Source organism: Cryobacterium arcticum (assembly GCF_001679725.1).
Classification (GTDB): domain Bacteria; phylum Actinomycetota; class Actinomycetes; order Actinomycetales; family Microbacteriaceae; genus Cryobacterium; species Cryobacterium arcticum_A.
Genome location: NZ_CP016282.1, coordinates 681,223 through 706,054 on the forward strand (window position 1 = coordinate 681,223; position 24,832 = coordinate 706,054).

22 protein-coding genes are annotated in these 24,832 nt (G+C 68.9%); 12 read left to right on the plus strand and 10 right to left on the minus strand.

The window, feature by feature from the left end; all coding sequences use genetic code 11:
- Nucleotides 1-6: 6 nt before the first annotated feature.
- From PA27867_RS02975 to PA27867_RS02995, 5 genes are all read right to left on the minus strand, one after another.
- Entirely contained in the window at nucleotides 7-768 is a 762-nt protein-coding gene (locus tag PA27867_RS02975; protein ID WP_066592982.1) for a succinate dehydrogenase iron-sulfur subunit, read from the minus strand.
- Nucleotides 768-2,579: a succinate dehydrogenase flavoprotein subunit gene (sdhA, locus tag PA27867_RS02980; protein WP_066592985.1), complete on the minus strand. Its 1,812-nt coding sequence runs from the start codon at nucleotides 2,577-2,579 to the stop codon at nucleotides 768-770. The genes PA27867_RS02975 and sdhA overlap by 1 nt, the downstream gene beginning before the upstream one ends.
- 26 nt (nucleotides 2,580-2,605) lie before the next feature.
- Nucleotides 2,606-3,058, minus strand: a complete 453-nt coding sequence (locus PA27867_RS02985; RefSeq protein ID WP_066592988.1) for a succinate dehydrogenase hydrophobic membrane anchor subunit — start codon at nucleotides 3,056-3,058, stop codon at nucleotides 2,606-2,608.
- A 12-nt stretch (nucleotides 3,059-3,070) separates the two neighbouring features.
- Nucleotides 3,071-3,487: a succinate dehydrogenase, cytochrome b556 subunit gene (sdhC, locus tag PA27867_RS02990; protein ID WP_084020612.1), complete on the minus strand. Its 417-nt coding sequence runs from the start codon at nucleotides 3,485-3,487 to the stop codon at nucleotides 3,071-3,073.
- 187 nt (nucleotides 3,488-3,674) lie between these two features.
- The gene (locus PA27867_RS02995) at nucleotides 3,675-4,829 is read right to left on the minus strand and encodes a glycosyltransferase family 4 protein (protein WP_066592993.1); all 1,155 of its coding nucleotides are present in this window, start codon (nucleotides 4,827-4,829) and stop codon (nucleotides 3,675-3,677) included.
- A gap of 78 nt (nucleotides 4,830-4,907) precedes the next feature.
- On the opposite strand from PA27867_RS02995, the gene PA27867_RS03000 reads away from it, so the two are divergent.
- From PA27867_RS03000 to PA27867_RS03030, 7 genes are all read left to right on the plus strand, one after another.
- The gene (locus tag PA27867_RS03000) at nucleotides 4,908-6,029 is read left to right on the plus strand and encodes a mannose-1-phosphate guanylyltransferase (protein WP_066592995.1); all 1,122 of its coding nucleotides are present in this window, start codon (nucleotides 4,908-4,910) and stop codon (nucleotides 6,027-6,029) included.
- A 206-nt stretch (nucleotides 6,030-6,235) separates the two neighbouring features.
- Entirely contained in the window at nucleotides 6,236-7,336 is a 1,101-nt protein-coding gene (locus PA27867_RS03005; RefSeq protein ID WP_066592997.1) for a BMP family lipoprotein, read from the plus strand.
- Between the two features lie 157 nt (nucleotides 7,337-7,493).
- Nucleotides 7,494-9,011 (plus strand): ABC transporter ATP-binding protein, encoded by a 1,518-nt coding sequence (locus PA27867_RS03010; RefSeq protein WP_066592998.1) that lies wholly within the window; start codon nucleotides 7,494-7,496, stop codon nucleotides 9,009-9,011.
- Nucleotides 9,008-10,267 (plus strand): ABC transporter permease, encoded by a 1,260-nt coding sequence (locus tag PA27867_RS03015; RefSeq protein WP_084020614.1) that lies wholly within the window; start codon nucleotides 9,008-9,010, stop codon nucleotides 10,265-10,267. The genes PA27867_RS03010 and PA27867_RS03015 overlap by 4 nt, the downstream gene beginning before the upstream one ends.
- Nucleotides 10,264-11,562, plus strand: a complete 1,299-nt coding sequence (locus tag PA27867_RS03020) for an ABC transporter permease (protein WP_066593000.1) — start codon at nucleotides 10,264-10,266, stop codon at nucleotides 11,560-11,562. Before PA27867_RS03015 ends, PA27867_RS03020 begins: the two co-directional genes overlap by 4 nt.
- An 11-nt stretch (nucleotides 11,563-11,573) precedes the next feature.
- Complete coding sequence (locus PA27867_RS03025; RefSeq protein ID WP_257784142.1) at nucleotides 11,574-12,008, plus strand: cytidine deaminase; 435 nt, start codon at nucleotides 11,574-11,576, stop codon at nucleotides 12,006-12,008.
- Entirely contained in the window at nucleotides 12,009-13,322 is a 1,314-nt protein-coding gene (locus PA27867_RS03030; RefSeq protein ID WP_066593002.1) for a thymidine phosphorylase, read from the plus strand.
- 172 nt (nucleotides 13,323-13,494) lie between these two features.
- Here the strand turns inward: PA27867_RS03030 and PA27867_RS03035 are convergent, their stop codons facing one another.
- Nucleotides 13,495-14,412, minus strand: coding sequence for a hypothetical protein (locus PA27867_RS03035; RefSeq protein ID WP_066593003.1), 918 nt, complete (start codon nucleotides 14,410-14,412; stop codon nucleotides 13,495-13,497).
- Nucleotides 14,413-14,695: 283 nt separating this feature from the next.
- Here PA27867_RS03035 and PA27867_RS03040 point away from each other — a divergent pair, with 283 nt between their 5' ends.
- Genes PA27867_RS03040 through PA27867_RS03050 form a run of 3 tightly spaced genes read left to right on the plus strand, consistent with a single transcriptional unit; the run spans nucleotide 14,696 to nucleotide 16,598 of the window.
- Nucleotides 14,696-15,817, plus strand: a complete 1,122-nt coding sequence (locus tag PA27867_RS03040) for an adenosine deaminase (RefSeq protein ID WP_420480686.1) — start codon at nucleotides 14,696-14,698, stop codon at nucleotides 15,815-15,817.
- Nucleotides 15,818-15,846: 29 nt separating this feature from the next.
- Complete coding sequence (locus tag PA27867_RS03045; protein ID WP_066593007.1) at nucleotides 15,847-16,329, plus strand: PTS sugar transporter subunit IIA; 483 nt, start codon at nucleotides 15,847-15,849, stop codon at nucleotides 16,327-16,329.
- Complete coding sequence (locus tag PA27867_RS03050) at nucleotides 16,326-16,598, plus strand: PTS sugar transporter subunit IIB (protein ID WP_066593010.1); 273 nt, start codon at nucleotides 16,326-16,328, stop codon at nucleotides 16,596-16,598. Before PA27867_RS03045 ends, PA27867_RS03050 begins: the two co-directional genes overlap by 4 nt.
- A 41-nt stretch (nucleotides 16,599-16,639) precedes the next feature.
- Here PA27867_RS03050 and PA27867_RS03055 read toward each other — a convergent pair whose 3' ends face one another.
- Nucleotides 16,640-18,334 (minus strand): phospho-sugar mutase, encoded by a 1,695-nt coding sequence (locus PA27867_RS03055; protein WP_066598919.1) that lies wholly within the window; start codon nucleotides 18,332-18,334, stop codon nucleotides 16,640-16,642.
- Nucleotides 18,335-18,558: 224 nt separating this feature from the next.
- Complete coding sequence (locus PA27867_RS03060) at nucleotides 18,559-19,392, minus strand: purine-nucleoside phosphorylase (RefSeq protein ID WP_066593011.1); 834 nt, start codon at nucleotides 19,390-19,392, stop codon at nucleotides 18,559-18,561.
- A 63-nt stretch (nucleotides 19,393-19,455) separates the two neighbouring features.
- Here PA27867_RS03060 and PA27867_RS03065 point away from each other — a divergent pair, with 63 nt between their 5' ends.
- Nucleotides 19,456-20,895 (plus strand): NAD(P)H-quinone dehydrogenase, encoded by a 1,440-nt coding sequence (locus tag PA27867_RS03065; protein ID WP_066593014.1) that lies wholly within the window; start codon nucleotides 19,456-19,458, stop codon nucleotides 20,893-20,895.
- Between the two features lie 56 nt (nucleotides 20,896-20,951).
- Here PA27867_RS03065 and PA27867_RS03070 read toward each other — a convergent pair whose 3' ends face one another.
- Both PA27867_RS03070 and PA27867_RS03075 read right to left on the minus strand, forming a co-directional pair.
- A complete protein-coding gene (locus tag PA27867_RS03070) occupies nucleotides 20,952-22,715 on the minus strand; it encodes an acetyl/propionyl/methylcrotonyl-CoA carboxylase subunit alpha (RefSeq protein ID WP_066593016.1) in 1,764 nt (587 codons plus the stop codon).
- A gap of 102 nt (nucleotides 22,716-22,817) precedes the next feature.
- Nucleotides 22,818-23,477: a Maf family protein gene (locus tag PA27867_RS03075; protein WP_066593019.1), complete on the minus strand. Its 660-nt coding sequence runs from the start codon at nucleotides 23,475-23,477 to the stop codon at nucleotides 22,818-22,820.
- A 41-nt stretch (nucleotides 23,478-23,518) separates the two neighbouring features.
- Here PA27867_RS03075 and PA27867_RS03080 point away from each other — a divergent pair, with 41 nt between their 5' ends.
- Entirely contained in the window at nucleotides 23,519-24,832 is a 1,314-nt protein-coding gene (locus tag PA27867_RS03080) for a class I SAM-dependent RNA methyltransferase (protein WP_066593021.1), read from the plus strand.

Below are 24,832 nucleotides of genomic sequence, written 5' to 3' on the forward strand. Positions count from 1 at the left end.
GGCTCGTTACGGCTTGCCCCGCATGATGGCCTGCTTGACCTCGGCGATGGCCTGCGTCACCTGGATGCCGCGCGGGCAGGCTTCGGTGCAGTTGAAGGTCGTGCGGCAACGCCAGACGCCTTCCTTGTCGTTGAGGATGTCCAGGCGCACGGCGGCGCTGTCGTCGCGGGAGTCGAAGATGAACCGGTGTGCGTTCACGATCGCGGCCGGGCCGAAGTACTGGCCGTCGGTCCAGAAGACCGGGCAGCTCGACGTGCACGCGGCGCAGAGGATGCACTTGGTGGTGTCGTCGAAACGCTCGCGCTGGGCGACGGTCTGGATGCGCTCCTTGCCGTCCTTGGGCGTGTTCTGCGCCATCAGGAACGGCTGCACCTCGCGGAAGGAGGCGAAGAACGGCTCCATGTCCACGATCAGGTCCTTCTCCAGCGGCAGGCCCTTGATGGCCTCCACGGTGACGGGCTTGGTGATGTCGAGGTCCTTGATCAGGGTCTTGCAGGCCAGGCGGTTGCGGCCGTTGATGCGCATCGCATCGGAGCCGCAGATGCCGTGCGCGCAGGAGCGGCGGAAGCTCAAGGAGCCGTCCTGTTCCCACTTGATCTTGTGCAGCGCGTCCAGGATGCGGTCCGTCGCGTACATTTCTACGTCGTAGTTCTCCCAGTGCGGGTCTTCGTCGGTCTCCGGGTTGAACCGGCGCACCGACAGGGTGACCGTGAACGACTGGATCTCTTCGGGAACCGCGGGGGGCTTCTCGAGGGTGGGGGTGCTCACTAGTACTTCCTCTCCATCGGCTGGTAGCGCGTAATGGTCACGGGCTTCCAGTCGAGCGAAATGTGGTCGGCAGCATCCGCCGACAGCGCGTCGCCGGACAGGTAGGCCATGGTGTGCTGCAGGTAGTTGACGTCGTCGCGCAGGGGATAGTCGTCGCGCATGTGGCCGCCGCGGCTTTCCTTGCGGTTGCGCGCGGAGTAGACGACGACCTCGGCCAGGTCGAGCAGGAAGCCCAGCTCGACGGCCTCGAGCAGGTCGGTGTTGAACCGGCGGCCCTTGTCCTGCACGCCGATGTTCTTGTAACGCTCGCGGAGCAGGTGGATGGTCTCGGTCACCTCGGAGAGGGATTCGTCGGTGCGGAACACCTGTGCCTTGGCGTCCATGACCTCCTGCAGCTCGCGGCGGAGCACGGCGATGCGCTCGGTGCCGGTGGAGGTGCGGATGGTGGCGAGCAGTTCGCGCACGAACTTGGCCGGGTCTTCGGGCAGCGGCACGAACTCGGCGGTCTTGACGTACTCGACGGCGTTGTTGCCGGCGCGCTTGCCGAACACGTTGATGTCCAGCAGTGAGTTGGTGCCGAGCCGGTTGGAGCCGTGCACCGAGACGCAGGCGCATTCGCCGGCGGCGTAGAGGCCGGGCACGACGGTGGTGTTGTCGCGCAGCACCTCGGCCTTGACGTTGGTGGGGATGCCGCCCATCGCGTAGTGCGCGGTGGGCATCACGGGCACCGGCTCGGTGACGGGGTCGACGCCGAGGTAGGTGCGGGCGAACTCGGTGATGTCAGGCAGCTTGGTCTCGAGCACTTCGGCGCCGAGGTGGGTGCAGTCCAGGTACACGTAGTCCTTGTTGGGGCCGGCGCCGCGGCCTTCCGCGACCTCCTTGACCATGCAGCGGGCCACGATGTCACGCGGGGCGAGGTCCTTGATGGTGGGCGCGTAACGCTCCATGAACCGCTCGCCGGAGGCGTTGCGGAGGATCGCGCCCTCACCGCGGGCGCCCTCGGTGAGCAGGATGCCCAGGCCCGCCAGGCCGGTCGGGTGGAACTGGAAGAACTCCATGTCCTCCAGCGGCAGGCCCTTGCGCCAGATGATGCCCACGCCGTCGCCGGTGAGGGTGTGCGCGTTGGAGGTGGTCTTGTAGATCTTGCCGAAACCGCCGGTGGCGAAGATGAACGCCTTGCCGGAGAAGACATGCAGCTCCCCGGAGGCGAGGTCGTAGGCGACCACGCCGGAGGGCTGGTCGACGCCGTCGACGTTCGTCATGATCAGGTCGAGCACGTAGAACTCGTTGAAGAAGTTGATGCCGCGCTTGACGCAGTTCTGGTACAGCGTCTGCAGGATCATGTGGCCGGTGCGGTCGGCGGCGTAGCAGGCGCGGCGCACCGGGCTCTTGCCGTGGTCGCGGGTGTGGCCGCCGAAGCGGCGCTGGTCGATCTTGCCCTCAGGCGTGCGGTTGAACGGCAGGCCCATGTTCTCGAGGTCGATGACCGCGTCGATGGCTTCCTTCGCGAGGATCTCTGCGGCGTCCTGGTCGACGAGGTAGTCGCCGCCCTTGACGGTGTCGAAGGTGTGCCACTCCCAGTTGTCTTCCTCCACGTTCGCCAGGGCCGCGGCCATGCCGCCCTGTGCCGCACCGGTGTGCGAGCGGGTGGGGTAGAGCTTCGAGATCACCGCGGTGGATGCGTTCGGGCCGGCCTCGATGGCGGCGCGCATGCCCGCTCCTCCCGCCCCGATGATGACGATGTCGAACTGGTGGTAGTGCACACCGTCGACGATGGTGGATTCGGGGTTGGTCACAGGTGCATCCGTCATGGAAGTTTTTGCAGCTCCTTGGGGGCCTAGAGGGCCTGGCAGAAAGTGGGCAGAAGGTCGGTGGGCGCTCCGGCGGGGCACGGGTCGAAGGTGAAGACGACGAGTGTGCCGAGCACGATCAGGATGACCACCGCGGCGAGGATCGCCGACTTGAGGATGCCGCGGCCGACACGCGTGGTGGCGTAGTCGTTCACGAGGGTGCGCATGCCGTTGCCGCCGTGGATGAGGGCGAGCCAGAGCATGGCCACATCCCACCACTGCCAGAACGGGTTCGCCAGCTTGCCGGCGACGAAGGCGAAGTTGAGGGCGCTGACGCCCTCGCCCACCATGAGGTTGACGAAGAGGTGGCCGAAGATCAGCACGACCAGCACGATGCCGGAGACGCGCATGTAGATCCAGCCCCACTTCTCCCAGTTCACGCCGCGCTTGTGCGGGGTGCGGGCGTACGGGCTGCGGGGGGCGGCGAGAGTCGAAGTCATGATCCGGTCCTCCTAGTGGCTGAACACGTTGATCAGGTGGCGGGGCACGAAGGCGATCATGGTGACCAGCCACAGGCCGATGACCACGTAGAAGAGCACCCGCTGGTACTTCGCGTTCCAGAAGTCGATGGCGATGATCCGCAGGCCGTTGAAGGCGTGGAACACGATCGCGGCGACGAGGGCGGTCTCGCCCAGGCCCATGATGGGCGTCTGGTACTGGCTGATCACGGCGTTGTACGCCTCGGGGCTGACCCGCACGAGAGCGGTGTCGAGGATGTGCACGAGGAGGAAGAAGAAGATCGCCACCCCGGTGATCCGGTGCAACACCCAGGACCACATGCCCTCACGGCCGCGGTAGAGCGTTCCGGCCGGGCGACGCGAGGTCGTCTTCCGCTGAGCTGTCAGGGCCCCTGCCGAATTCTGTGGCATGACCAACCCTCCCTGGCTGAGTCGTGACCCCTGCTGAACGAGGTGTCATCGTTGAACAAACACGTGCCTACAGTCTATGTCTCGACAACGAGATAAGTCGGTTAGGGCTGCCTAAGCAGCGCGGCCGGAACAGAGGCTTTGTACCCCTCTCTCTTGCGCCGTACCTGTGCCGGGCCGGCCGGCGGGGTCAGCGGCGTTGTGCCAGGGGCACCAGGGTCTCCGCGCGGCGGGCGAGCCCCTCGTCGATGACCCGCTGGTAGTAGTCGAACAGGGTGCCGCAGACGTTCTCCCAGCTGCGGCCGAGCACCGCCCGGCGGCCCGCCTCGCCCATCCGGTGCCGCAGCGACCTGTCGGCGACGAGCGCGGCCACGTGGCGGCGCAGGTCTGCGTCGTCGTCGGGCTGGAAGAGGAAGCCGTCTGTGCCGTGGTCGACGAGGTCGATCGGACCGCCGGCCCTGGGTGCCACGACGGGCAGTCCGGCCGCGTGCGCCTCCTGCAGGGTCTGGCCGAAGGTCTCTTCGGTGCCCGCGTGCAGGAACACGTCGAATGCCGCGTAGGCGGCGGCGAGCTCGGGCCCGGCGAGCCGGCCGAGCCAGGTGACCGGCATACCGGCCAGCGCCCGGGCCACCAGGGGAGTGGACGGCCCGTCGCCGACCAGCGCGATGCTGATGCCGGGCAGCCCGCGCAGCGCGCGGAACCGTTCGACCTGCTTCTCCGGGGCGATCCGCCCCACGTAGCCGATCACGACCTCGCCCGCCGGGGCCAGGGTCTGGCGCAGCGCCGCCACCCTGGGGTCACGCCGGTTGTTGGGGTGATAACCGTCCAGGTCCACACCGCGGGTCCAGCGGTCCAGGTTGGCCACACCGATGCGGCGAAGGTCCCGCATCGAGGCCTCGGAGGGCACCAGGGTGAGGTCGGCGCCGTCGTGCACCCACTTGACGAACCACCAGGCCAACCGGGTCGCCTGGCCGAGGTGGTTGCGGTGGGCGTAGCCGGCCACATCCGTTTGGAACACCGCCACGCTGGGCACCCCGAGGCGCCGGGCCGCGGCGATGCCTTGTGCGCCGAGCAGGAACGGCGACGCGGCGTGCAGCACATCCGGTTGGAAGTCGGCCAGCAGCCCCAGTACCCGGGGGTTCGGCAACCCCACCGGGAACTGCCGGTAGGACAGAGCGGGCACCGTGTGTACCGGAAAACCGGCGTACGAGTCCGGGGCCCCGAACGGAGCCACGACCATCGCCTCGTGGCCGGTGCGGCGCAGTTCGCCGAGCACCTTGCAGACGCTCGTGGTGACCCCACTGACCGTGGGGAGGAAGCTTTCGCTGACGACGGCAACCCTCATGCCGCCACAGTAGGCAGCCCGAACGTCCGCCGGGTGAACCCTCGATGAACAGGGGCGACGAACCGGTAGTCTGGCGCAATGTCCCACTCCAGCGATGCCCTCGACCGCTTCTACAGTGTGATCCCCGCCGGTGGGATCGGCTCGAGGCTGTGGCCGCTCTCGCGCGCCGATGCACCGAAGTTCCTGCACGACCTCACCGGCAGCGGTCAGACGCTGCTCCGCGCCACCTGGGACCGGCTCGCACCGCTTGCCGGCGACCAGCGCATCATGGTCGTCACGGGCCGCGCGCACCGCGCCGCCGTTGAGGAGCAGCTGCCGGAGTTGGCCGACCTCAACGTGGTGCTCGAAAGCGAGCCGCGGGACTCCTCGGCCGCGATCGGCCTCGCCGCCGCCATCCTCGAGCGCCGCGAGCCGGGCGTGATCATCGGCTCGTTCGCCGCCGACCACGTCATCAAGGGCCCGGCCGCCTTCCGCCAGGCCGTCGTCGAGGCCATCGCCGCGGCCGACACCGGCCTCATCGTCACCATCGGCATCCAGCCCACCGAGCCGGCGATCGGCTTCGGCTACATCAAGACCGGCGGCCCGCTCGACATCGACGGCGCCCCGAGCGCCCAGTCGGTCAACTCGTTCGTGGAGAAGCCCAGCCCGGCCACCGCCAAGCGCTACCTCTCCAGCGGCCAGTACCTGTGGAACGCGGGCATGTTCATCGCCCGCGCCGACCGCCTGCTCGAAGAGATCGGTGCGTCGGAGCCCGAGCTGCTCGCAGGGCTCCTGGAACTGGCCGAGGCCTGGGACACGCCCCGCCGCGGCGCCGTGGTCGACCAGGTCTGGCCCAAGCTCAAGAAGATCGCCATCGACTACTCGGTAGCCGAACCGGCCGCCGTCAAGGGCAAGCTCGCCGTGATCCCCGGCCAGTTCGATTGGGATGACGTGGGAGACTTCGCGTCGATCGCCAAGATCCACGCCAACGGCCGCAAGCGCGACCTGGCGATCCTCGGCGAGGGCGCCCGGGTGCTGGCCGACTCCTCCAGCGGCATCGTGGTCAGCCACACCAAGCGCATGATCGCGCTCATCGGCGTGGACGACATCGTCGTGGTCGACACCCCGGACGCGCTCCTGGTCACCACCAGCGCGAACGCCCAGAAGGTCAAGGCCGTCGTCGACGCCCTCCGGCTCTCCGGCAGCTCGGACGTGCTCTGACCGGCTTGTGCGCGCCCACGACGGGTTGCTCAGCATTAGCCCCGGTAGATGACGATTTGTGTCCACCGGATTTCCAGAATGTCGCGGGTTGATAACCTTTTGGCTACAGTGCCGCTTTGCTCATCTGAGCAGGGGTGTTCTGGGTAACGTGTACTCCATATACCAGCCCGCGCGATCCCACGCCGGGCCTCATCTGGAGGTCAATCTTGACAATCACGACCCGCAAGGCAACGCTCGGCGGCCTTGCCTCACTCGGCGTTCTCGCTCTGCTCGCGGCGTGTGCGCCGGCCCCCACGACGTCCGGCTCGTCCGACAGCGCCAACGCGGACTTCCTGCCCTGCATCGTCTCCGACTTCGGCGGCTTCGACGACAAGTCGTTCAACCAGTCCAGCTTCGACGGCATGAAGAAGGCATCCGAGGAACTCGGCGTCGAATTCAAGCAGGCCGAGTCCACCTCTGAGGACCAGTACGCCGGCAACGTCACGAGCATGGTCGACCAGGGCTGCAACTTCATCCTGACCGTCGGCTTCGCCCTCGCCAACGCCACCCGCGACGCAGCACAGGCCAACAGCGACGTGGAATTCGCGATCATCGACTCCGCGCTGTCCAACGACGACTTCAGCCCGCTGACCCTCGACAACGTCAAGCCGGTGCTCTACGACACCGCGCAGGCCGCGTTCCTGGCCGGTTACCTCGCTGCAGGAACCACCAAGACCGGCACCGTCGGCACCTTCGGTGGCATGCAGTACCCGTCCGTCACCATCTTCATGGACGGCTTCGCTGACGGCATCGCGTACTACAACGACGCCAAGGGCACCGACGTCAAGCTCACCGGCTGGGACAAGGCCACGCAGTCCGGCCTGTTCGCCGGCGGCTTCGACGACATCAACCAGGGCAAGACGCTCAGCGCCGGCCTGATCGACGCCGGCGCCGACATCATCCTCCCGGTCGCCGGACCGCTCTTCCAGGGCACCGCGCAGGCCATCAACGAATCCGGCAAGGACGTCGCCATCGTCGGTGTCGACAGCGACCTGTTCGAGACCACGCCCGAGTTCGCGGCGCTCTACCTCACCTCCATCATGAAGTCGATGACGGATGCGACCGACGCGATCGTCACCGACGCGGCCAACGGAGACTTCTCCTCTGACCCGTACGTGGGCACGCTCGAGAACGAGGGCGTCGGCCTGGCCCCGCTGCACGACTGGGAGTCCAAGGTCGACCCCGCCCTGGTCACCGAGCTCGACGACCTCAAGGCGCAGATCATCAGCGGCGACATCGTCGTGACCAGCGACGCCACGCCCAAGTAACACCCAGTTCCACCGGCATTACCGTTTAGCACGACCGCCCGTCAGGGCACCGGGGAGGCCAGCGTCACGCTGGCCTCCCCGTTTCGTTGCGTGGTCTGTTCCGGCTACCGCCCCGCCTGGACCCCGGCCGGGCAGCACCTCAATAGAATCGAAGACTATGAAGCTCGAACTTCGCGGCATTACGAAGAGATTCGGTGCCCTGGTTGCCAATGACGACATCAACCTCACCATCGAGGAGGGCGAAATCCACGCCCTGCTCGGCGAGAACGGAGCCGGTAAGTCAACGCTGATGAACGTGCTCTACGGCCTGTACCGTGCCGAGGAGGGCGAGATCCTGCTCGACGGGGTCGCCCAACACTTCACCGGGCCCGGCGACGCCATGGCCGCGGGCATCGGCATGGTGCACCAGCACTTCATGCTCATCCCGGTGTTCACCGTCGCCGAGAACGTCATGCTCGGCCACGAGCAGACCAAGGTCGGCGGTCGCCTCGACCTGCCCGCCGCGCGCAAGCGGGTCCGCGAGATCTCCGACCGCTTCGGATTCAACGTTGACCCCGATGCCCTCGTCGAGAACCTCCCCGTCGGTGTCCAGCAGCGCGTGGAGATCATCAAGGCGCTGTCCCGGGACGCGAAGGTGCTGGTCTTCGACGAGCCCACCGCGGTGCTCACGCCGCAGGAGACCGACGAGCTGATGAACATCATGCGCCAGCTCAAGGCCGCTGGGACCTCCATCGTCTTCATCACCCACAAACTTCGTGAGGTGCGCGAGGTCGCGGACCGCATCACGGTCATCCGTCTGGGCAAGGTCGTCGGCACCGCCTCACCGACCGCGAGCAACGAAGAACTCGCCACCCTGATGGTGGGCCGCGCCGTCGACCTCACCGTCGACAAGGCGCCCGCCACCCCCGGCGCCCCGGCGCTCGTGGTGACCAACCTCACCGTGATCGACCCGCTCGGCCAGATCCTCGTCAACGACGTCAGCTTCGACGTCAAGGTCGGCGAGATCCTCGCCATCGCCGGCGTGCAGGGCAACGGCCAGACCGAACTGACCGAGGCGCTCATGGGCCTGCAGCCCCGCGTGGTGGGCGAGATCACCCTCGACGGCAAGTCGCTGCGCGGCCACTCGGTGCGCCAGGTGCTCGACGCCGGTGTCGGCTTCGTGCCGGAGGACCGCACCAGGGACGGCCTGGTCGGCGGCTTCACCATCGCCGAGAACCTCATGCTCGACCGCTCCAACAAGCTCCCGTTCGTCAAGCGGTTCAACGTGCAGTTGAGCTACCTCGCCGACTTCGCCCGAGCCAAGGTGAAGGAATTCGACGTGCGGTCGCAGGGTATCGAGACGCCCGTCGGCCGGCTCTCCGGCGGTAACCAGCAGAAGGTCGTGCTCGCCCGCGAACTCAGCCGCGACCTGCGCCTGTTCGTCGCGGCGCAGCCCACCCGCGGCCTCGACGTGGGGTCGATCGAATTCGTGCACGAACGCATCGTCGCGACCCGGGATGCCGGCACCCCGGTGATCGTGATCTCCACCGAACTCGACGAGGTCGCCGCCCTCGCCGACCGCATCATGGTCATGTACAGCGGCCGCATTGTCGGCATCGTTCCCGGCGACACCCCCCGATCCGTTCTGGGTCTGATGATGGCGGGCGAAACCCCCGCAGAAGGAGCCGCAGCATGAGCGCCGCTCAGCAGCCCACCCCGACCCCGGCGCCCGCCGAGCCCACCGAGCCGTCGCGCTGGCACAACATCTTCCGCGAGATCACCACGGGCAACGCGATCATCTCGGTGCTCGCCGTGGTCCTCGCGCTGCTCGTCGGCGCCGTGATGATCGCCTTCACGAACGACGCCGTGCAGGAAAGCGCCGGGTACTTCTTCTCCCGGCCCGGCGACCTCATCGGCGCCGTCTGGAACTCGGTCTCGGGCGCCTACTCGGCCCTGTTCCAGGGGTCGGTGTACAACTTCCGCCGCCCGAGCTTCGCCGACGGCATCAAGCCGCTCACCGAGACCTTCACCTACGCCACCCCGCTGATCGCGGCCGGCCTCGGTGTCGCGCTCGGTTTCCGGGTCGGCCTGTTCAACATCGGCGGCCGCGGCCAGATGCTCATCGCCGCGACCCTCGGCGGCTGGGTGGCGTTCGCTCTCGAGCTGCCCGCCGGCATCCACATGATCGCGGCCCTCGTGGCCGGTGTCCTCGGCGGCGCCCTCTGGGGCGGCCTGGTCGGCCTGCTCAAGGCACGCACCGGCGCGCACGAGGTGATCACCACGATCATGCTCAACTACGTGGCCTTCTACCTGGTCAGCTTCCTGCTGCGTGACGGGTTCCTCAAGACGCCCGGCTCGAACAACCCCAAGAGCCCCGCCACCAAGGAGACCGCGGTCTTCTTCGACATCCTCGGCCCCAACTACAACCTGCACTTCGGGTTCATCCTGGTGATCGCCGCCACCTTCTTCGTCTGGTGGCTGCTGGGCCGCTCCAACCTGGGCTTCAAGTTCCGGGCCGTGGGCGAGAACCCCAACGCCGCCCGGGTGGCCGGCATCAGCGTGCAGCGCATGTACGTCTACGCCATGCTGTTCTCCGGTGGGCTCGTGGGCCTGGCCGGCATCAACCAGGTGCTCGGCACCACCACCAGCGGCTTCGGCGCCGGCATCGACTCGGGGATCGGCTTCGACGCCATCACCGTTGCGCTGCTCGGCCGCTCCAAGCCGTGGGGGGTCTTCGCCGCGGGCATCCTGTTCGGCGCCTTCAAGGCCGGCAGCTTCTCGATGCAGGCCGCCGAGGGTGTGCCCATCGACATCGTTCTCGTCGTGCAGTCGCTCATCGTGCTCTTCATCGCCGCGCCGCCGCTCGTGCGCGCGATCTTCCGGCTGCCGGCGCCCGGGGCGCCGCGCCGTAGACCGGTTCCCAACGTGACCCAGGAGGTGGTGGCGAAATGAGCACGATCGCTCCCGTGAACCAGCCCACCCAGCCGTCCGAGCCGCACGAGGGGCCGGCGACCGCCGTCATCAAGAGCTGGAAGGTGCCGATCATCCTCGGCATCTTCACCGTGCTCGGGTTCCTGCTGCTGGTCGTCTTCGGCCGCTCCGGCACCAGCACCATGGTGCTCTCCACGTCCAGCGACCTGATCCAGCTGCCGGATGTGCCGCTGCCCACGCTGCCCACCGGCATCGTCGTGACGGTGCTGCTGGCGCTCATCACCGGGCTCAGCGCCTGGATGGTGCAGACCCGCCGCAAGGTTCCGCTCTGGCTCATCTCGGTCTTCGCGTTCCTGCTCCTGCTCGGCTTCCTGGCCTGGGCATCCGCCGACGCGCGCATCCCCGTGCCCGGCCTGCTGTTCGGTTCGCTGAGCCTGGCCGTTCCGCTGATCTTCGGCGCCCTCGGCGGCGTCATCTCCGAGCGGGTCGGCGTGGTCAACGTGGCCATCGAGGGGCAGCTGCTCGCCGGCGCGTTCACCTCGGCTGTCGTCGCGTCGGTCACCCAGCAGCCGTTGCTCGGACTCCTCGCGGCCATGGTGGCCGGCGTGCTGGTGTCGTTCGTGCTCGCCGCGTTCTCGATCAAGTACTTCGTCGACCAGGTCATCGTGGGTGTGGTGCTCAACGTGCTCGTCACCGGCCTGACCGGGTTCCTGTTCTCCCAGGTGCTGGCGCCCAATGCATCGCTGCTGAACCAGCCGCCCAAGTTCGAGCGCATCAACATCCCGCTGCTCAGCGAGATCCCGATCATCGGGCCGGTCTTCTTCCGCCAGACACTGATCGTGTACATCATGTACATCGCCGTGGCCCTGGTCTACTACGGCATCTTCCACACCCGGTGGGGCCTCCGCCTCCGCTCGGTGGGCGAGCACCCGCAGGCCGCCGATACCGTGGGCATCAACGTCACGGGCACCCGGTTCTGGAATGTCTCCCTCGCGGGCGCCGTGGCCGGCCTCGGTGGCGCGTACTTCACGCTCGGCTCGGTGGGCGCCTTCGGCAAGGAGATGACGGCCGGCGCCGGCTTCATCGCCCTCGCCGCGGTGATTTTCGGCCGCTGGGACCCGATCCGGGCCACCCTCGCAGCCCTGCTGTTCGGCTTCGCCAGCAACCTGCAGAACGTGCTGAGCATCATCGGTTCGCCGGTGCCCAGCGAGTTCATGTTGATGCTGCCCTACCTGGTCACCATCTTCGCCGTGGCCGGACTGGTGGGTAAGTCCCGCGGGCCGGCGGCATCCGGCAAACCGTACATCAAATCGTGACGGAGAGTGCTGTGACTACTGACACCGTGACGCCCAGCTCGGGCGACATCGACTGGGGCATGCTGCGCACCGCGGCCGCCGAGGCGATGACCCACGCCTACGTGCCGTACTCCAAGTTCCCGGTCGGTGCGGCGGCCCTCGTCACCGACGGCCGCGTCATCAGCGGCTGCAACGTGGAGAACGCCTCCTACGGCCTCACCCTGTGCGCCGAGTGCGCGCTGGTGTCGGTGCTGCACCTCACCGGCGGCGGCCAGCTCGTCGCCTTCAGCTGCGTCGACGGCGACGGCAACACGCTGATGCCGTGCGGCCGTTGCCGCCAGCTGCTCTACGAACACTCGGCACCAGGCATGCTGTTGGAGACCGTCTCCGGCGTGCGCACCATCGACGAGGTCCTGCCGGACGCCTTCGGGCCCCGCCAGCTCGCCGCCTATCGGGAAGACCACTAAATGAGCTCCACCGCCCGCTCCATCGAAGCCTTCGACGCCGTCGACCTGATCCACGCCAAGCGTGACAAGGGCGAGCTGTCGACCCCCCAGATCGACTGGCTGATCGACGCGTACACCCGCGGTTACGTGGGCGACGAGCAGATGGCCGCCATGACCATGGCGATCTTCCTCAACGGCATGTCCCGCCGCGAGATCCGCGACATGACCATGGCCATGATCAACTCCGGCGAGCGGATGAGCTTCGCAGGGCTCGGCAAGCCGACCACCGACAAGCACTCCACCGGTGGTGTCGGCGACAAGATCACCCTGCCGCTGATGCCTCTCGTGGCCGTCTTCGGTGCCGCGGTGCCGCAGCTCTCCGGCCGCGGCCTCGGCCACACCGGCGGCACCCTCGACAAGCTGGAGTCCATCCCGGGCTGGCGCGCCAACCTCAGCAACGAGGAGATGTTCGCTCAGCTGCAGGACGTCGGCGGCGTCATCTGCGCCGCGGGCAGCGGCCTGGCCCCGGCCGACGGCAAGCTCTACGCGCTCCGCGACATCACCGGCACCGTCGAGGCGATCCCGCTGATCGCCTCGTCGATCATGTCGAAGAAGATCGCAGAGGGCACCAGCGCCCTGGTGCTCGACGTCAAGTTCGGCTCCGGCGCGTTCCTCAAGGACATCGAACGCTCCCGCGAGCTGGCCCGCACCATGGTGGCGCTCGGCGAGGACGCCGGGGTAGCCACCTCCGCACTGCTGACCAACATGAACGTGCCGCTCGGCCTGGCCATCGGCAACGCCAACGAGGTGCGCGAGTCCCTCGAGGTGCTCGCCGGCGGCGGCCCCGCCGATGTGGTGGAGCTCACCGTGGCCCTGGCCCGCGAGATGCTCACCCTGGCCGGCATCGTCGATGTCGACGTGGAGGCCGCCCTCAAGGACGGCCGCGCGATGGACAAGTGGAACGCGGTCATCCGCGCGCAGGGCGGCGACCCGACCGCCGCGATGCCCGTGGCCAAGGAAACCCACACCGTGCTCGCCGATCGCGACGGGGTGCTCGTGGAGCAGCAGGCCCTGCCGTTCGGCATCGGCGCCTGGCGCCTCGGCGCCGGACGCGCCCGCAAGCAGGACCCGGTGCAGCACGCCGCCGGCATCGACCTGCACGCCAAGCCCGGCGACACCGTGCGCAAGGGCGAACCCCTGTTCACCCTCAGTGCCGACGAGCCGGAGCGCTTCGCCCGGGCCCTCGAGGCCGTCGAGGGCGCCTGGCGCATCGGCGACCCCGGCGAGCCCGTCCTCGACGGCGGACCCCTGATCGCTGAGCGCATCACCCGCTAGCCCCACCCGCGGACCTCTCTCCGCCGAGTTGCCGCAAAGTGCCCCTTCAACGCTGCTGAGGGGGCACTTTGCCGCAAGTGAGCGCGGGCATCTTCGGCGACGTGCCGCGAAGTGCCCTTTCCGCGCCGTTGAGGGGGCACTTTGCCGCAACTCGCGGCTGGGGGCGTGGGGCTTAGTCCGGGCGGATGCCGGGGCGCCAGCCCCGGGACCGCAGCGCCTGCTCGAGCCGTGCAAGAACCTCCGCATCGGGGGTCTCCTTGAGCACCCTGATGACCCGCCAGTCCTCGGCCATCACGCCGTCCAGCCTGTCGACATCCCGCGCGAATTGCGCATCATCGGTGCGGTGCTGCCCGCCGTCATACTCAACGAGAGTTCGGTAGCGCAGGTAGACCAAGTCGCCCCGCACTCGACGACGTTGATAGCGCAGCGGGAGATACACGTTGGTTTCCGGTTCCGGTAGACCTGCTCGCACTATGAGCAGTCGCAGTCGGGTCTCTTGACGAGATTCGACCCGCGGACGCACCCACTCCGCCGCCGCACGAAGCCGGCGGATGCCTCTGTGCCCCGTCCTCGCCGCCACCGCGCGGGCTAGATCGTCGGGGGTGTATGGCGGGTCCATGACGCCGAGCAGGTGGTCGCCGAGTGCAATGAGATCGTCCAGGCCCACCAGCGGGGCCAGTTCGCACCACGTGCTGACGGGGTTCTGCACCGTGAGCCCGCGAACACGCCAGACCTCGGGACGGCCGGCGACCGTGTGCCCGGCAACCCCGGTGCCCTGCGGGGCACGATCGGGTGCAACGACGCTCACGTGCAGGGGCAGATCCTGCCTGGCGTACCGGGGCAGCGGCATCCCAAGCAGCAGGGCCGCGGTGACATGGCTGAAGAAATGGGTGGTGGGCATGATCGACGAGTAGGCCCGCGTCAGCTCCCACACGCCAGCGGGGCCGCCGGCAGCGATTCTGACTCCGTGGAACGGAGCCTCCAGGTCTGTCGCGTGGAGCCGCTTCGCGGTCACCCCCTCCCGGCGTGCGTCGGCGACGGTGAACCCGTCGAGTGACAGGATGCGAGGGAGCTCTGTTCGCTTACGCATCCGCCCAAGATCTCATTTCTCGCAGCAGGCCGTCAGAGTTATCCACCGGTTGGCTTCGCGTGAGGCGCGGCAGAGCGCCCTGGGCGCCTGCGGACTGGGTGATTCGGCGCGAGTGAGCGCGAGCGCTGTCGATGAGTTGCGGAGAACTGCCCTCTCGAGCGGCTTGAGAGGGCATTTTGCGGCAAATGGGCAAGTTGGCAGTTGGTCGGTCGGTTCTGGCGAGGCGGCGGGCGGATGTGGCGGCATCGGGGTGCACACAGCGGCGGGGCGATAGATTAGGGGGGTGAATACGAGCCCCGAGGAATACCTGATGCCCGGCAGCGGCGTGAGTATCAACGCGCTGCCCAAAGTTTCGCTGCACGACCACCTTGATGGTGGTCTGCGGCCGGCCACGATCATCGAGCTGGCCGAGGCCATCGACCTCGACCTGCCCGCCGACACCGAGAACGACCTGGCCGACTGGTTCACCGCCCAGGCCACGTCCGGGTCGCTGGTGGACTACCTCAAGACCTTCGACCTCACCGTCGCCGTCATGCAGACCCACGATTCCCTTGCGCGCGTCGCCCGCGAGTTCGTCGAAGACCTCGCCCTTGACGGCGTGATCTACGGCGAAATTCGCTGGGCACCCGAGCAGCACCTCACGGCCGGGCTGAGCCTGGATCAGGCCGTCGACGCCGTGCAGGAGGGCATTGAGGCCGGTATCGACCGCGTCGCCCAGGCCGGGCTGGTCATCAAGATCGGTCAGGTGATCACCGCGATGCGGCACGCCGACCGCTCGCTCGAGGTCGCCGAGCTCGCCGTGCGGCACCGGGACCTGGGCGTGGTGGGCTTCGACATCGCCGGCGCCGAGCAGGGTTTCCCCGCCGCCGACCACACCGAGGCATTCGACTTCCTCGCCCGCAACCTGTTCCCGGTCACCGTGCACGCCGGCGAGGCCGACGGCCTCGACAGCATCCGTGGCGCGCTCTTCGACGGCCGTGCCCTTCGCCTCGGCCACGGGGTGCGCCTGGCCGAGGACATCGAGATCGGCCGCGAGGACCAGGACAACACCTACGTCACCCTCGGCCCGCTCGCCCAGTGGGTGCGTGACCGCGAGATCCCGCTCGAACTGAGCCCGTCGTCCAACCTGCAGACCGGCGCCATCGCCGCCTGGGGCGACGACATGCTCGACCACCCGTTCGACCTGCTCTACCAGCTGGGCTTCCGCGTGACCGTGAACACCGACAACCGTCTGATGAGCGGCACCTCGCTCAGCCGCGAGCTGGCGCTGTTGACGGATGCCTTCGGCTACGACCTCGACGACCTCGAGGCCCTGCAGCTGAACGCGGCGTCGAGCGCGTTCCTGCCGCTCGAGGAGCGCGAAGAACTCGCGGATGCCATCGTCGACGGCTTCGCCAACGCCTGACCCGGCCCACCCCAACCCCGAAAGCAGCCATGTCGCTTCCCCCGCTTCCCCTCGACGCCATTGACGTCGGCCTGCACGTTCCCGACTGGCGTGCCGCGATCGGAGCCGCGGGTGCGGCGCTCGAGAGAAGCGGCTCCACCGCCCCGGGCTACACCGAGCGCATGGTGGGCGTGATCGAGGAGTTCGGCGCCTACGTGGTGATCGCGCCCGGGCTGGCCCTGGCGCACGCCAGGCCGGGGCCCGATGTGCTCACCGAGGGTCTGAGCGTGGTGACGTTGGCCGATCCCGTCGCGTTCGGGCATCCGCACAACGACCCGGTCAGCGTGGTGCTCGGCCTGGCCGTGACCACGGGGGACGAGCACGTGCACTTCGTCGCCGAACTCGCCAACGTGTTCAACGATTCGAGCATCATCCCGGCACTGGCAGCGGCGCCGGACGCCGAAACCGTACGCTCACTTCTGGGCATTGCGGCACCAACAGGGCACGCAGCCACCGAAGAGGAGTCATCATGAAGATCGTCGCACTGTGCGGAGTGGGAATCGGCACGTCCGCCATTCTCAAGGTCAACGCCGAACGCGCCCTCGAGCGCCTCGACATCCAGGCGGACGTCACCGCCGCCGACATCGCCAGCGTCAAGCTGGCCGCCGCCGACGCGCAGGTCATCCTCACGTCGAGCGAGCTGGTGCCGTCGATCGGCAAGACCAACGCCGACGTCATCATCATCGACAACTTCTTCGACCTCGACGAACTGACCGCCAAGCTCGAGACCGCGCTGGGCTAGCCCGGCCGGCCCGGGTCGCAGCGCGACCCGGGCGCCGTGGTTCAGCCGATCAGCGCTCGCATGCCGCGGTCGAGTTCGGCCAGGGCGTCGGATGCGGCCAGACGCCGCTCGGCCACGCTGCCGACGGCGCTGCTGGTGTCGAGGTAGACCTTCAGCTTGGGCTCCGTGCCGCTCGGGCGCACCATCACGCGGGACCCGTCGGTGAGCACGATGCGCAGCACGTCGCTCGGCGGCAGGCCGTTGAAGCCCTGCGAGAGGTCGTCGATGTGGTCGACCCGGCTGCTGCCGATCATCGCCGGCGGGCTGTCGCGCAGGCGCGCCATCACCCGGTCGATCTCGGTGAGGTCGGTGACCCGCACGGAGATCTGGCCGGAGGCGAAGTGCCCGAACTTCTCCGAGAAGGCGTCCAGGTGCTCCGCAAGGGTGGAGCCGTCGGCCTTGAGGTCGCTCACCAGCGACAGCAGGGCGACCGCGGCTGAGATGCCGTCCTTGTCGCGCACGGTGCCCGGGTTCACCAGATAGCCCAGGGCCTCCTCGAAACCGAAGATCAGCCCGGGGGCGCGGGAGACCCATTTGAAGCCCGTGAGGGTGTCGGCGAAGGCCAGTCCGTAGGCATCCGCCACGGCCTTGAGGGCCGGGGTCGACACGATCGAGCAGGCCAGGGTGCCGTTGGCGCCGCCGTCACCCGGGGCGTTCTGGGCCTCGACGGCCGCGCGCCAGCCGAGGATCGCGCCGATCTCATTGCCGCTCAGGCGCCGGTAGCCCTCGGCCGCGTCGGCGTCGGGGATGGCGATGGCGAGCCTGTCGGCATCCGGGTCGTTGGCGATGATGAGTTCGGCGCCCACCTCGCGGGCGGTCTCGTAGGCGAGGTCCATCGCGCCGGGTTCCTCAGGGTTGGGGAAGGCGACGGTGGGGAAAGCCGAGTCGGGGGCGATCTGCGCGTCGACGAGGGTCGGCAACGCGAATCCGGCGGCGTCGAGCACCCGGCGGGTGGTGTCCCAGCCCACGCCGTGCAGGGCAGTGTAGACGGCGTTGACCTGCGCGCGCGGCGGCCGGGCGATGGCGGCGGTGGCGTCGACGTAGGCCTGCACGACGGACTCCGGGGCGGTCTCGTACGCCGCGCGGGGCAGGTCGGAGACCAGGAGGGTGTCGGCCACCCGTTGGATCTGGGCGGCGATGGCCACGTCGTCGGGGGAGACGATCTGGGAGCCCGCATCGGCGTCGCCGAGGTAGACCTTGTAGCCGTTGTCGTTGGGCGGGTTGTGCGAGGCGGTCACCATCACACCGGCGCTGGCGCCGAGGTAGCGCACCGCGAACGCGAGCACCGGGGTGGGCAGCAGGCGGGGGAGCAGGATCGCGCGCACGCCGGCGCCGGCCATGATCGCGGCGGTATCGGTGGCGAACACGTGCGAGTTACGGCGGCCGTCATAGCCGATGACCACGGAGGGGATGCCGCCGGGCCGGACCGTCGGAGCCTGCTCGAGGAGGAAGGCGGCCAGACCGGCGGCGGCCTGGGAGACCAGCACCCGGTTCATCCGGTTGGAGCCGGCGGCGATCTCGCCGCGGAGGCCGGCAGTGCCGAACGCGAGGCGCTCGTCGAACCTGGAGTGCAGGTCGGCCACGGCGGCCGGGTCGCGATCCTGGGCCTGCTGCAGGAGCACGCGCAGTTCGGCGCGGGTCTCCGGGTCGGGGTCCTGGGCGAGCCAGGCGGTGGCGGTCAGGATGAGCTCGCCCACCGGGTCGGTCGCGGCCGGCTCGATCACGACGGTGTCGAGCACCGCGGTCGCGGCCGGGACCTCGTCGAGGGGTGCGGCGACGGTCTCGAGCACGGCGGTCCTCGGTTCGCGTTCCTCGGCGGGCACGGGTTCCTGGCCGGTCTCGGCGACGGGCTCGGCGGCGTGCGCGCCGCGGCGGCGGGTGTCGCCGGCCGCGGACTCTTCCGGAATGCCGTTGTCCAGGCTCACAGCGAGGCCACAATCTTGGCCAGGAGGGCGCTGATGGTGGCTTCGGCCTGCTGGCCAGCCTCGAGCACCTCACCGTGGCTGAGCGGGGTCTTCTGGATGCCGGCGGCCAGGTTGGTGATCAGCGACATGCCGAGGATCTCCATGCCGGCCTGCCGGGCCGCGATGGCCTCGAGGGCCGTGGACATGCCCACGATGTGACCGCCGATGGCCTTGGCCATCTGCACCTCGGCCGGCGTCTCATAGTGCGGGCCGCGGAACTGGCAGTACACACCCTCGTCGAGCGAGGCGTCGATGCCCCGGGCCAGGTCGCGCAGGCGCTGCGAGTACAGGTCGGTGAGGTCGATGAAGGTGGCGCCCTCGAGCGGCGAGTCCGCGGTGAGGTTGATGTGGTCGCTGATCAGCACCGGTGTACCGGGCGTCCAGGTCTCACGGATGCCGCCGGCTCCGTTGGTGAGGATCATGGTCGTCGCGCCCGTGGCAGCCGCGGTACGCACGCTGTGCACGACCCGGCGCACGCCGTGGCCCTCGTAGTAGTGCGTGCGGGCGCCGATCACGAGGGCACGCTTGCCCGTGGGCAGCAGCACCGAGCGCAGCATGCCGGCGTGGCCGGCCAGCGCCGGCGCGCTGAAACCGGTGATTTCCTGCGCGGGGATGGTGTGCGTGGTCTCGCCGATCAGGTCGGCGGCCTTGCCCCACCCGCTGCCCAGGGTGAGGGCGATGTCGTGGTGGTCGACTCCGGTGGCGTCGGCGATTTCCTGGGCAGCGATCTTGGCCACGTCGAACGGGTTGGTTTCCGGCGCGTCAAGGGGATTGATCTCGGTCGTGAGCATCCCCCTACTCTAATTGCCCGGGCGGGGTTTGGCCGGGCGCGGGTGGCGCGACAGAATAAGTGAATGTCTTACGAGTTCGAGAGAAAACAGCGGATCGCCATCATCGGCGGAGGCCCCGGCGGTTATGAGGCGGCCCTGGCGGGCGCCCAGCAGGGCGCCGAGGTGACCCTGATCGAACGCGTCGGTGTCGGCGGGGCCGCGGTGCTCACGGATGTGGTCCCCTCGAAGTCGCTCATCGCCACCGCCGAGGCGTCCAACTCGATCCGGGAGGCGACCGACCTCGGTGTGCAGTTCTTCGTGCGCGGAGACACCGGCAAGCCGCTCCACCCCGAGGTGGCGATCAACCTGGCCGCCGTCAACAAGCGCCTGCTGGCTCTGGCCCGGGAGCAGTCCGAAGACATGCGGGCCACCCTCGTGAAGGCCGGTGTCAAGCTGCAGAGCGGCCACGGCCGCCTCGACGGCCGCGACGCCGTGATCGTCTCCACGGGGGACGACGGCTCCGGAACCGACTTCGACCGGATCGAGGCCGACACCATCGTGCTCTCGGTCGGCGGCAGCCCGCGCACCCTGCCCAGCATGATGCCCGACGGCGAACGCATCCTCACCTGGACGCAGCTCTACAACCTCAAGTCGGTGCCCAAACACCTGATCGTGGTGGGCTCCGGCGTCACCGGCGCCGAGTTCGCATCCGCCTACCGGGCCCTCGGCGCCGAGGTCACCCTGATCTCCAGCCGCGACCAGGTGCTGCCCGGCGAGGACGCCGACGCGGCTGCCGTGATCGAGAACGTGTTCACCCGCAACGGCATGGTCGTGCTCAGCAAGTCCCGCGCCGCATCCGCCGAGCGCACCACGACAGGCGTGACCGTGACCCTCTCCGACGGCCGTACCGTCGAGGGCAGCCACTGCCTGATCGCCGTGGGCGCCGTGCCCAACACCACGGGCCTCGGCCTGGTCGAAGCCGGCGTGCAGTTGGACGAGTCCGGCCACATCCGGGTCAACCGGGTGGCCCGCACCTCGATCCCCAACATCTACGCGGCGGGCGACTGCACCACCGAGATGCCGCTGGCCTCCGTGGCCTCCATGATGGGCCGCACGGCCGTCTACCACGCCATGGGCGATGCCGTGAAGCCCATCGATGTGCGCAACGTCGCCGCGAACATCTTCACCCAGCCGGAGATCGCCACGGTGGGCTGGGCACAGAAGGAGATCGAGGAGGGCCTGCGCCGCGGCGAGGTCTACAAGATGCCGCTGGAGGCCAACCCGCGCGCCAAGATGATGGGCATCACCGACGGCTTCGTCAAGCTCATCGCCTCCCGTGGAACCGGCACCGTCATCGGCGGCGTCATCGTGGGCCCCAAGGCCAGCGAGCTGATCTTCCCGCTCACCCTGGCCGTCGAGCACGGCCTCACCGTCGACGAGGTCGCCGAGGCCTTCACGGTGTACCCGTCGCTGACGGGCTCGATCACGGATGCCGCGCGCGCCATGCACAAGGTGCACTACTGACCTAGCTCCGCACGCGCATCCGCTGACTGTTCCCGCTTGGGGAACAGTCAGCCGGGTTAGGAGACCGTCAGGAGCAGGTGGCCGCTGGAGACCGTGGCGCCGACGTCGGCGCCGATGGCCCCGATCACGCCGTCCTTGTGGGCGGTGAGCGGCTGTTCCATCTTCATGGCCTCGAGCACGAGCAGCAGGTCGCCCTTGACCACGGTGTCGCCCTCGGCGACGAGGATCTTGACGATAGTGGCCTGCATGGGCGCCTTGACCGCGTCGCCCGTCGAGGCGCTCACAGAGTGGGCCGCGGTGCGGCGGCGCGGCGCGGGGCCGGCGGTCTTCTCCGACGCGGTGCCGGGCAGCAGGCGGCTGGGCAGGCTCACCTCGATGCGGCGGCCGTCGACCTCGACGACCACGCTGTGGCGGGCGTCCGAGCGGGGGCGGTCTTCGACCGTGCCGCTCCAGGCCGCGATGGTGTTGTCGAACTCGGTCTCGATCCAGCGCGTGTAGATCGAGAAGGGCGCGCCGTCGGCGGGGGCGAAGGCCGGGTCGCGCACGATCATGCGGTGGAAGGGCAGAACCGTGGGCAGGCCGGCGACCTCGAACTCGTCCAGGGCGCGACGCGCGCGCTCCAGGGCCTGCTCCCGGGTGGCGCCCGTGACGACGAGCTTGGCCAGCAGCGAGTCGAACGAGCCGGAGATCTCATCGCCGGACTGCACGCCGCTGTCGACGCGCACACCGGGGCCGCCGGCGGGACGGAACACGTGCACGGGGCCGGGTGCGGGCATGAAGCCGCGGCCGGCGTCTTCGCCGTTGATGCGGAACTCGAAGGAGTGGCCCACAGCGATCGGGTCGTCGTAGTCGAGCACGCCGCCCTCGGCGAGGCGGAACTGCTCGCGCACCAGATCGATCCCGGTGACCTCCTCGGACACCGGGTGCTCCACCTGCAGGCGGGTGTTCACCTCGAGGAAGGAGACCGTGCCGTCCTGGCCGATCAGGAACTCGCAGGTGCCGGCGCCCACGTAGCCGACCTCCTTGAGGATCGCCTTGGATGCCCGGTACATCTCGGTCGTCTGCGCCTCGGTGAGGAACGGCGCCGGCGCCTCTTCGACGAGCTTCTGGTGGCGACGCTGCAGGGAGCAGTCACGCGTGGAGATGACGACGACGTTGCCGTGCGCATCCGCCAGGCACTGGGTTTCGACGTGCCGGGGCTTGTCGAGGTACTTCTCCACGAAGCACTCGCCGCGGCCGAACGCCGCGATGGCCTCGCGCACGGCGGAGTCGAACAGTTCGGGTACTTCTTCGCGGGTGCGGGCCACCTTGAGACCGCGACCGCCGCCGCCGAAAGCCGCCTTGATGGCGACGGGCAGGCCGTGCTGGTCGACGAAGTCGAGCACCTCGGATGCGTCCGCGACGGGGTTCAGCGTGCCGGGTGCCATCGGGGCGTGCACCTTCTCGGCGATGTGCCGGGCGGAGACCTTGTCGCCGAGCTGTTCGATGGCCTCGGGCGACGGCCCGATCCAGATCAGGCCGGCGCCGATCACGGCGCGGGCGAAGTCGGCGTTCTCGGCCAGGAAGCCGTAGCCGGGGTGCACGGCGTCGGCACGCGAGCGGCGGGCAATGGAGAGGATCTTCTCGATGACGAGGTAGGTTTCAGCGCTCGTCGTGCCGTCCAGACCGTAGGCCTCGTCAGCGAGGCGGGAATGCAGGGCGTCGCGGTCCTGGTCGGCGTACACGGCGACCGAGAGGATGCCGCTGTCCTTCGCCGCTCTGATCACTCGGACGGCGATCTCGCCCCGGTTGGCGATGAGGACCTTCGTTATACGCGACATAGGTACTGAGCCTATTGGTCAGCACCCCAGCTTTTTTGGTTCTTTCCCACAAAAACGGATGCCAGAACCCTGCGTCGGGCTACAAAGACGCCCCTCGGGTGGTCAGTCCGGTAGGGCCGAAGTACCCCGATTCCACAGGCTTGGCCAGTCATAGCCCAGCCGGGACACCAATCGGCGCAGGGTCGGCAGTGACAGCCCGACCACCGTGGACGGGTCACCCTCGATGCGGGTGATGTACGGCGCGCCGAGGCTGTCGATGGTGAAGGCGCCGGCCACCAAGAGCGGTTCGCCCGTGGCGATGTAGGCGTCGAGCTCGGCATCCGGGATGTCGTCGGCGAAGGTCACCGAAGCCTGGGCCACGGCCCCGACTGCCCGCCCAGGCTTGCCGTCGACGTACTCGATCAGCCAGTGGCCGGAGAAGAGTTGGCCGGTGCGGCCGCGCTGGCCCTGCCACCGTTCGCGGGCCCGCTCGGGGGTGTGCGGCTTGCCGTAGATCACGCCGTCGAGCACGAACACCGAGTCGCCGCCCAGGATCAGGCCGTCGATGCCGTGCGTCGCGCCGTCCGCGGCCACCGCCTCGGCCTTCGCCCTGGCCAGAAGCTCCACCACGTGGTGCGGCGTCAGCGGTGCACCGGTGCGCACCGCCTCCGCCTCGGCGACGGCATCCTCGTCGACCTCGGGCGAGATCGTGGCGGGTTCGATGCCCGCCGCCCGCAGCAGCGACAGGCGGGCGGGGGAGGTGGAGGCGAGGTACAGGCGCATGGAACCCTTCGGTGTCTCAGCAGATGTGGGATGCTCGTTCAATGGGCACCAACACCAATAATCAGGCACGACAGGGCAATCCCGAAGGCGAAATCGGCACGGAACTCGAGCTCGACGTCACAAATGTAGCCCACGGCGGCATCTTCGTGGCCCGGCACGAGGGTCGGGTGGTCTTCGTCAGCGACACCATGCCGGGTGAGCGGGTGCGTGCGCGGTTGACCGACGCGAACAAGAAGAGCTTCTGGCGCGCCGAGACCGTCGAGGTCCTCGAGGCCGCCCCGGAACGCCAGCCGCACATCTGGGCCGCCGCGGCCATCGACCGTGACCCGGCCGACCGTGCCGGCGGCGCCGAGTTCGGCCACATCGAACTCGGCCACCAGCGTGAACTCAAGCGTCAGGTGCTCGCCGACGCCCTGCACCGCATGGCCGGCATCGACACCGACGTCACCGTCGAGCCCGTTGCGGTGGCCGCGGATGCGTCGCCCGGCGACGCGATGGACGGCACCGGCTGGCGCACCCGGGTGCGCCTGCACGTGACCGACACCGGAATCGTCGGCCCCTACGCGGCCCGGTCGCACCGGGTGATCCCGGTCGACGACCTGCCGCTGGCGGTGCACGCCCTCGAGATGGCCGCGCCGCTGGACCGGTTGTTCGCCGGCGCAGCCTCCGTCGACGTCGTGGCGCCCAGCGTGGGCCCCGTGCAGATCCTGCCCGCCGAGCAGGACGACAAGGGCCGGCGCCGCCGCACCGCCCCGAACCCGATCACCGAGCTCGTCGGCGACCGGGAGTTCGGGCTCGACGCCGCCGGCTTCTGGCAGGTGCACGCCCGCGCTGCCGAGACCCTCTTCAGCGCCGTGCAGGACGCCATCGACCCCGACCTGTTCGACCCCAAGGCCGCCAACCTCGACCTCTACGGCGGGGTGGGCCTGCTCGCGGCCGCCGTCGGGGAGCGGTTCGGCCCGTCCGTGCGGATCACCTCGGTGGAAAGCGACGCGCAGGCCACCGGGTACGCCGCAGAGAACCTGGCCGAGTGGGTCGGCGCCGCCGCCCAGACCGACCGGGTCGACAGGTTCCTGGCCGGCCTCGCCCGCGACGCGAAGAACGCAGACCAGGGTCGCCAGCAGGCCGCCACCGTGGTCCTCGACCCGCCGCGTTCGGGTGCGGGGGCGGATGTGGTCGACAAGTTGGCCTTCCTCTCGCCCGCCCAGGTGGTCTACGTGGCCTGCGACCCCGTTGCTCTGGCACGGGACATCGCGCTGTTCGCCGGGTACGGCTACACCCTCAAGACCCTGCGCGCGTTCGATCTCTTTCCCAATACCCACCACGTCGAGGCCGTCGCGCTGCTGACCAAATAG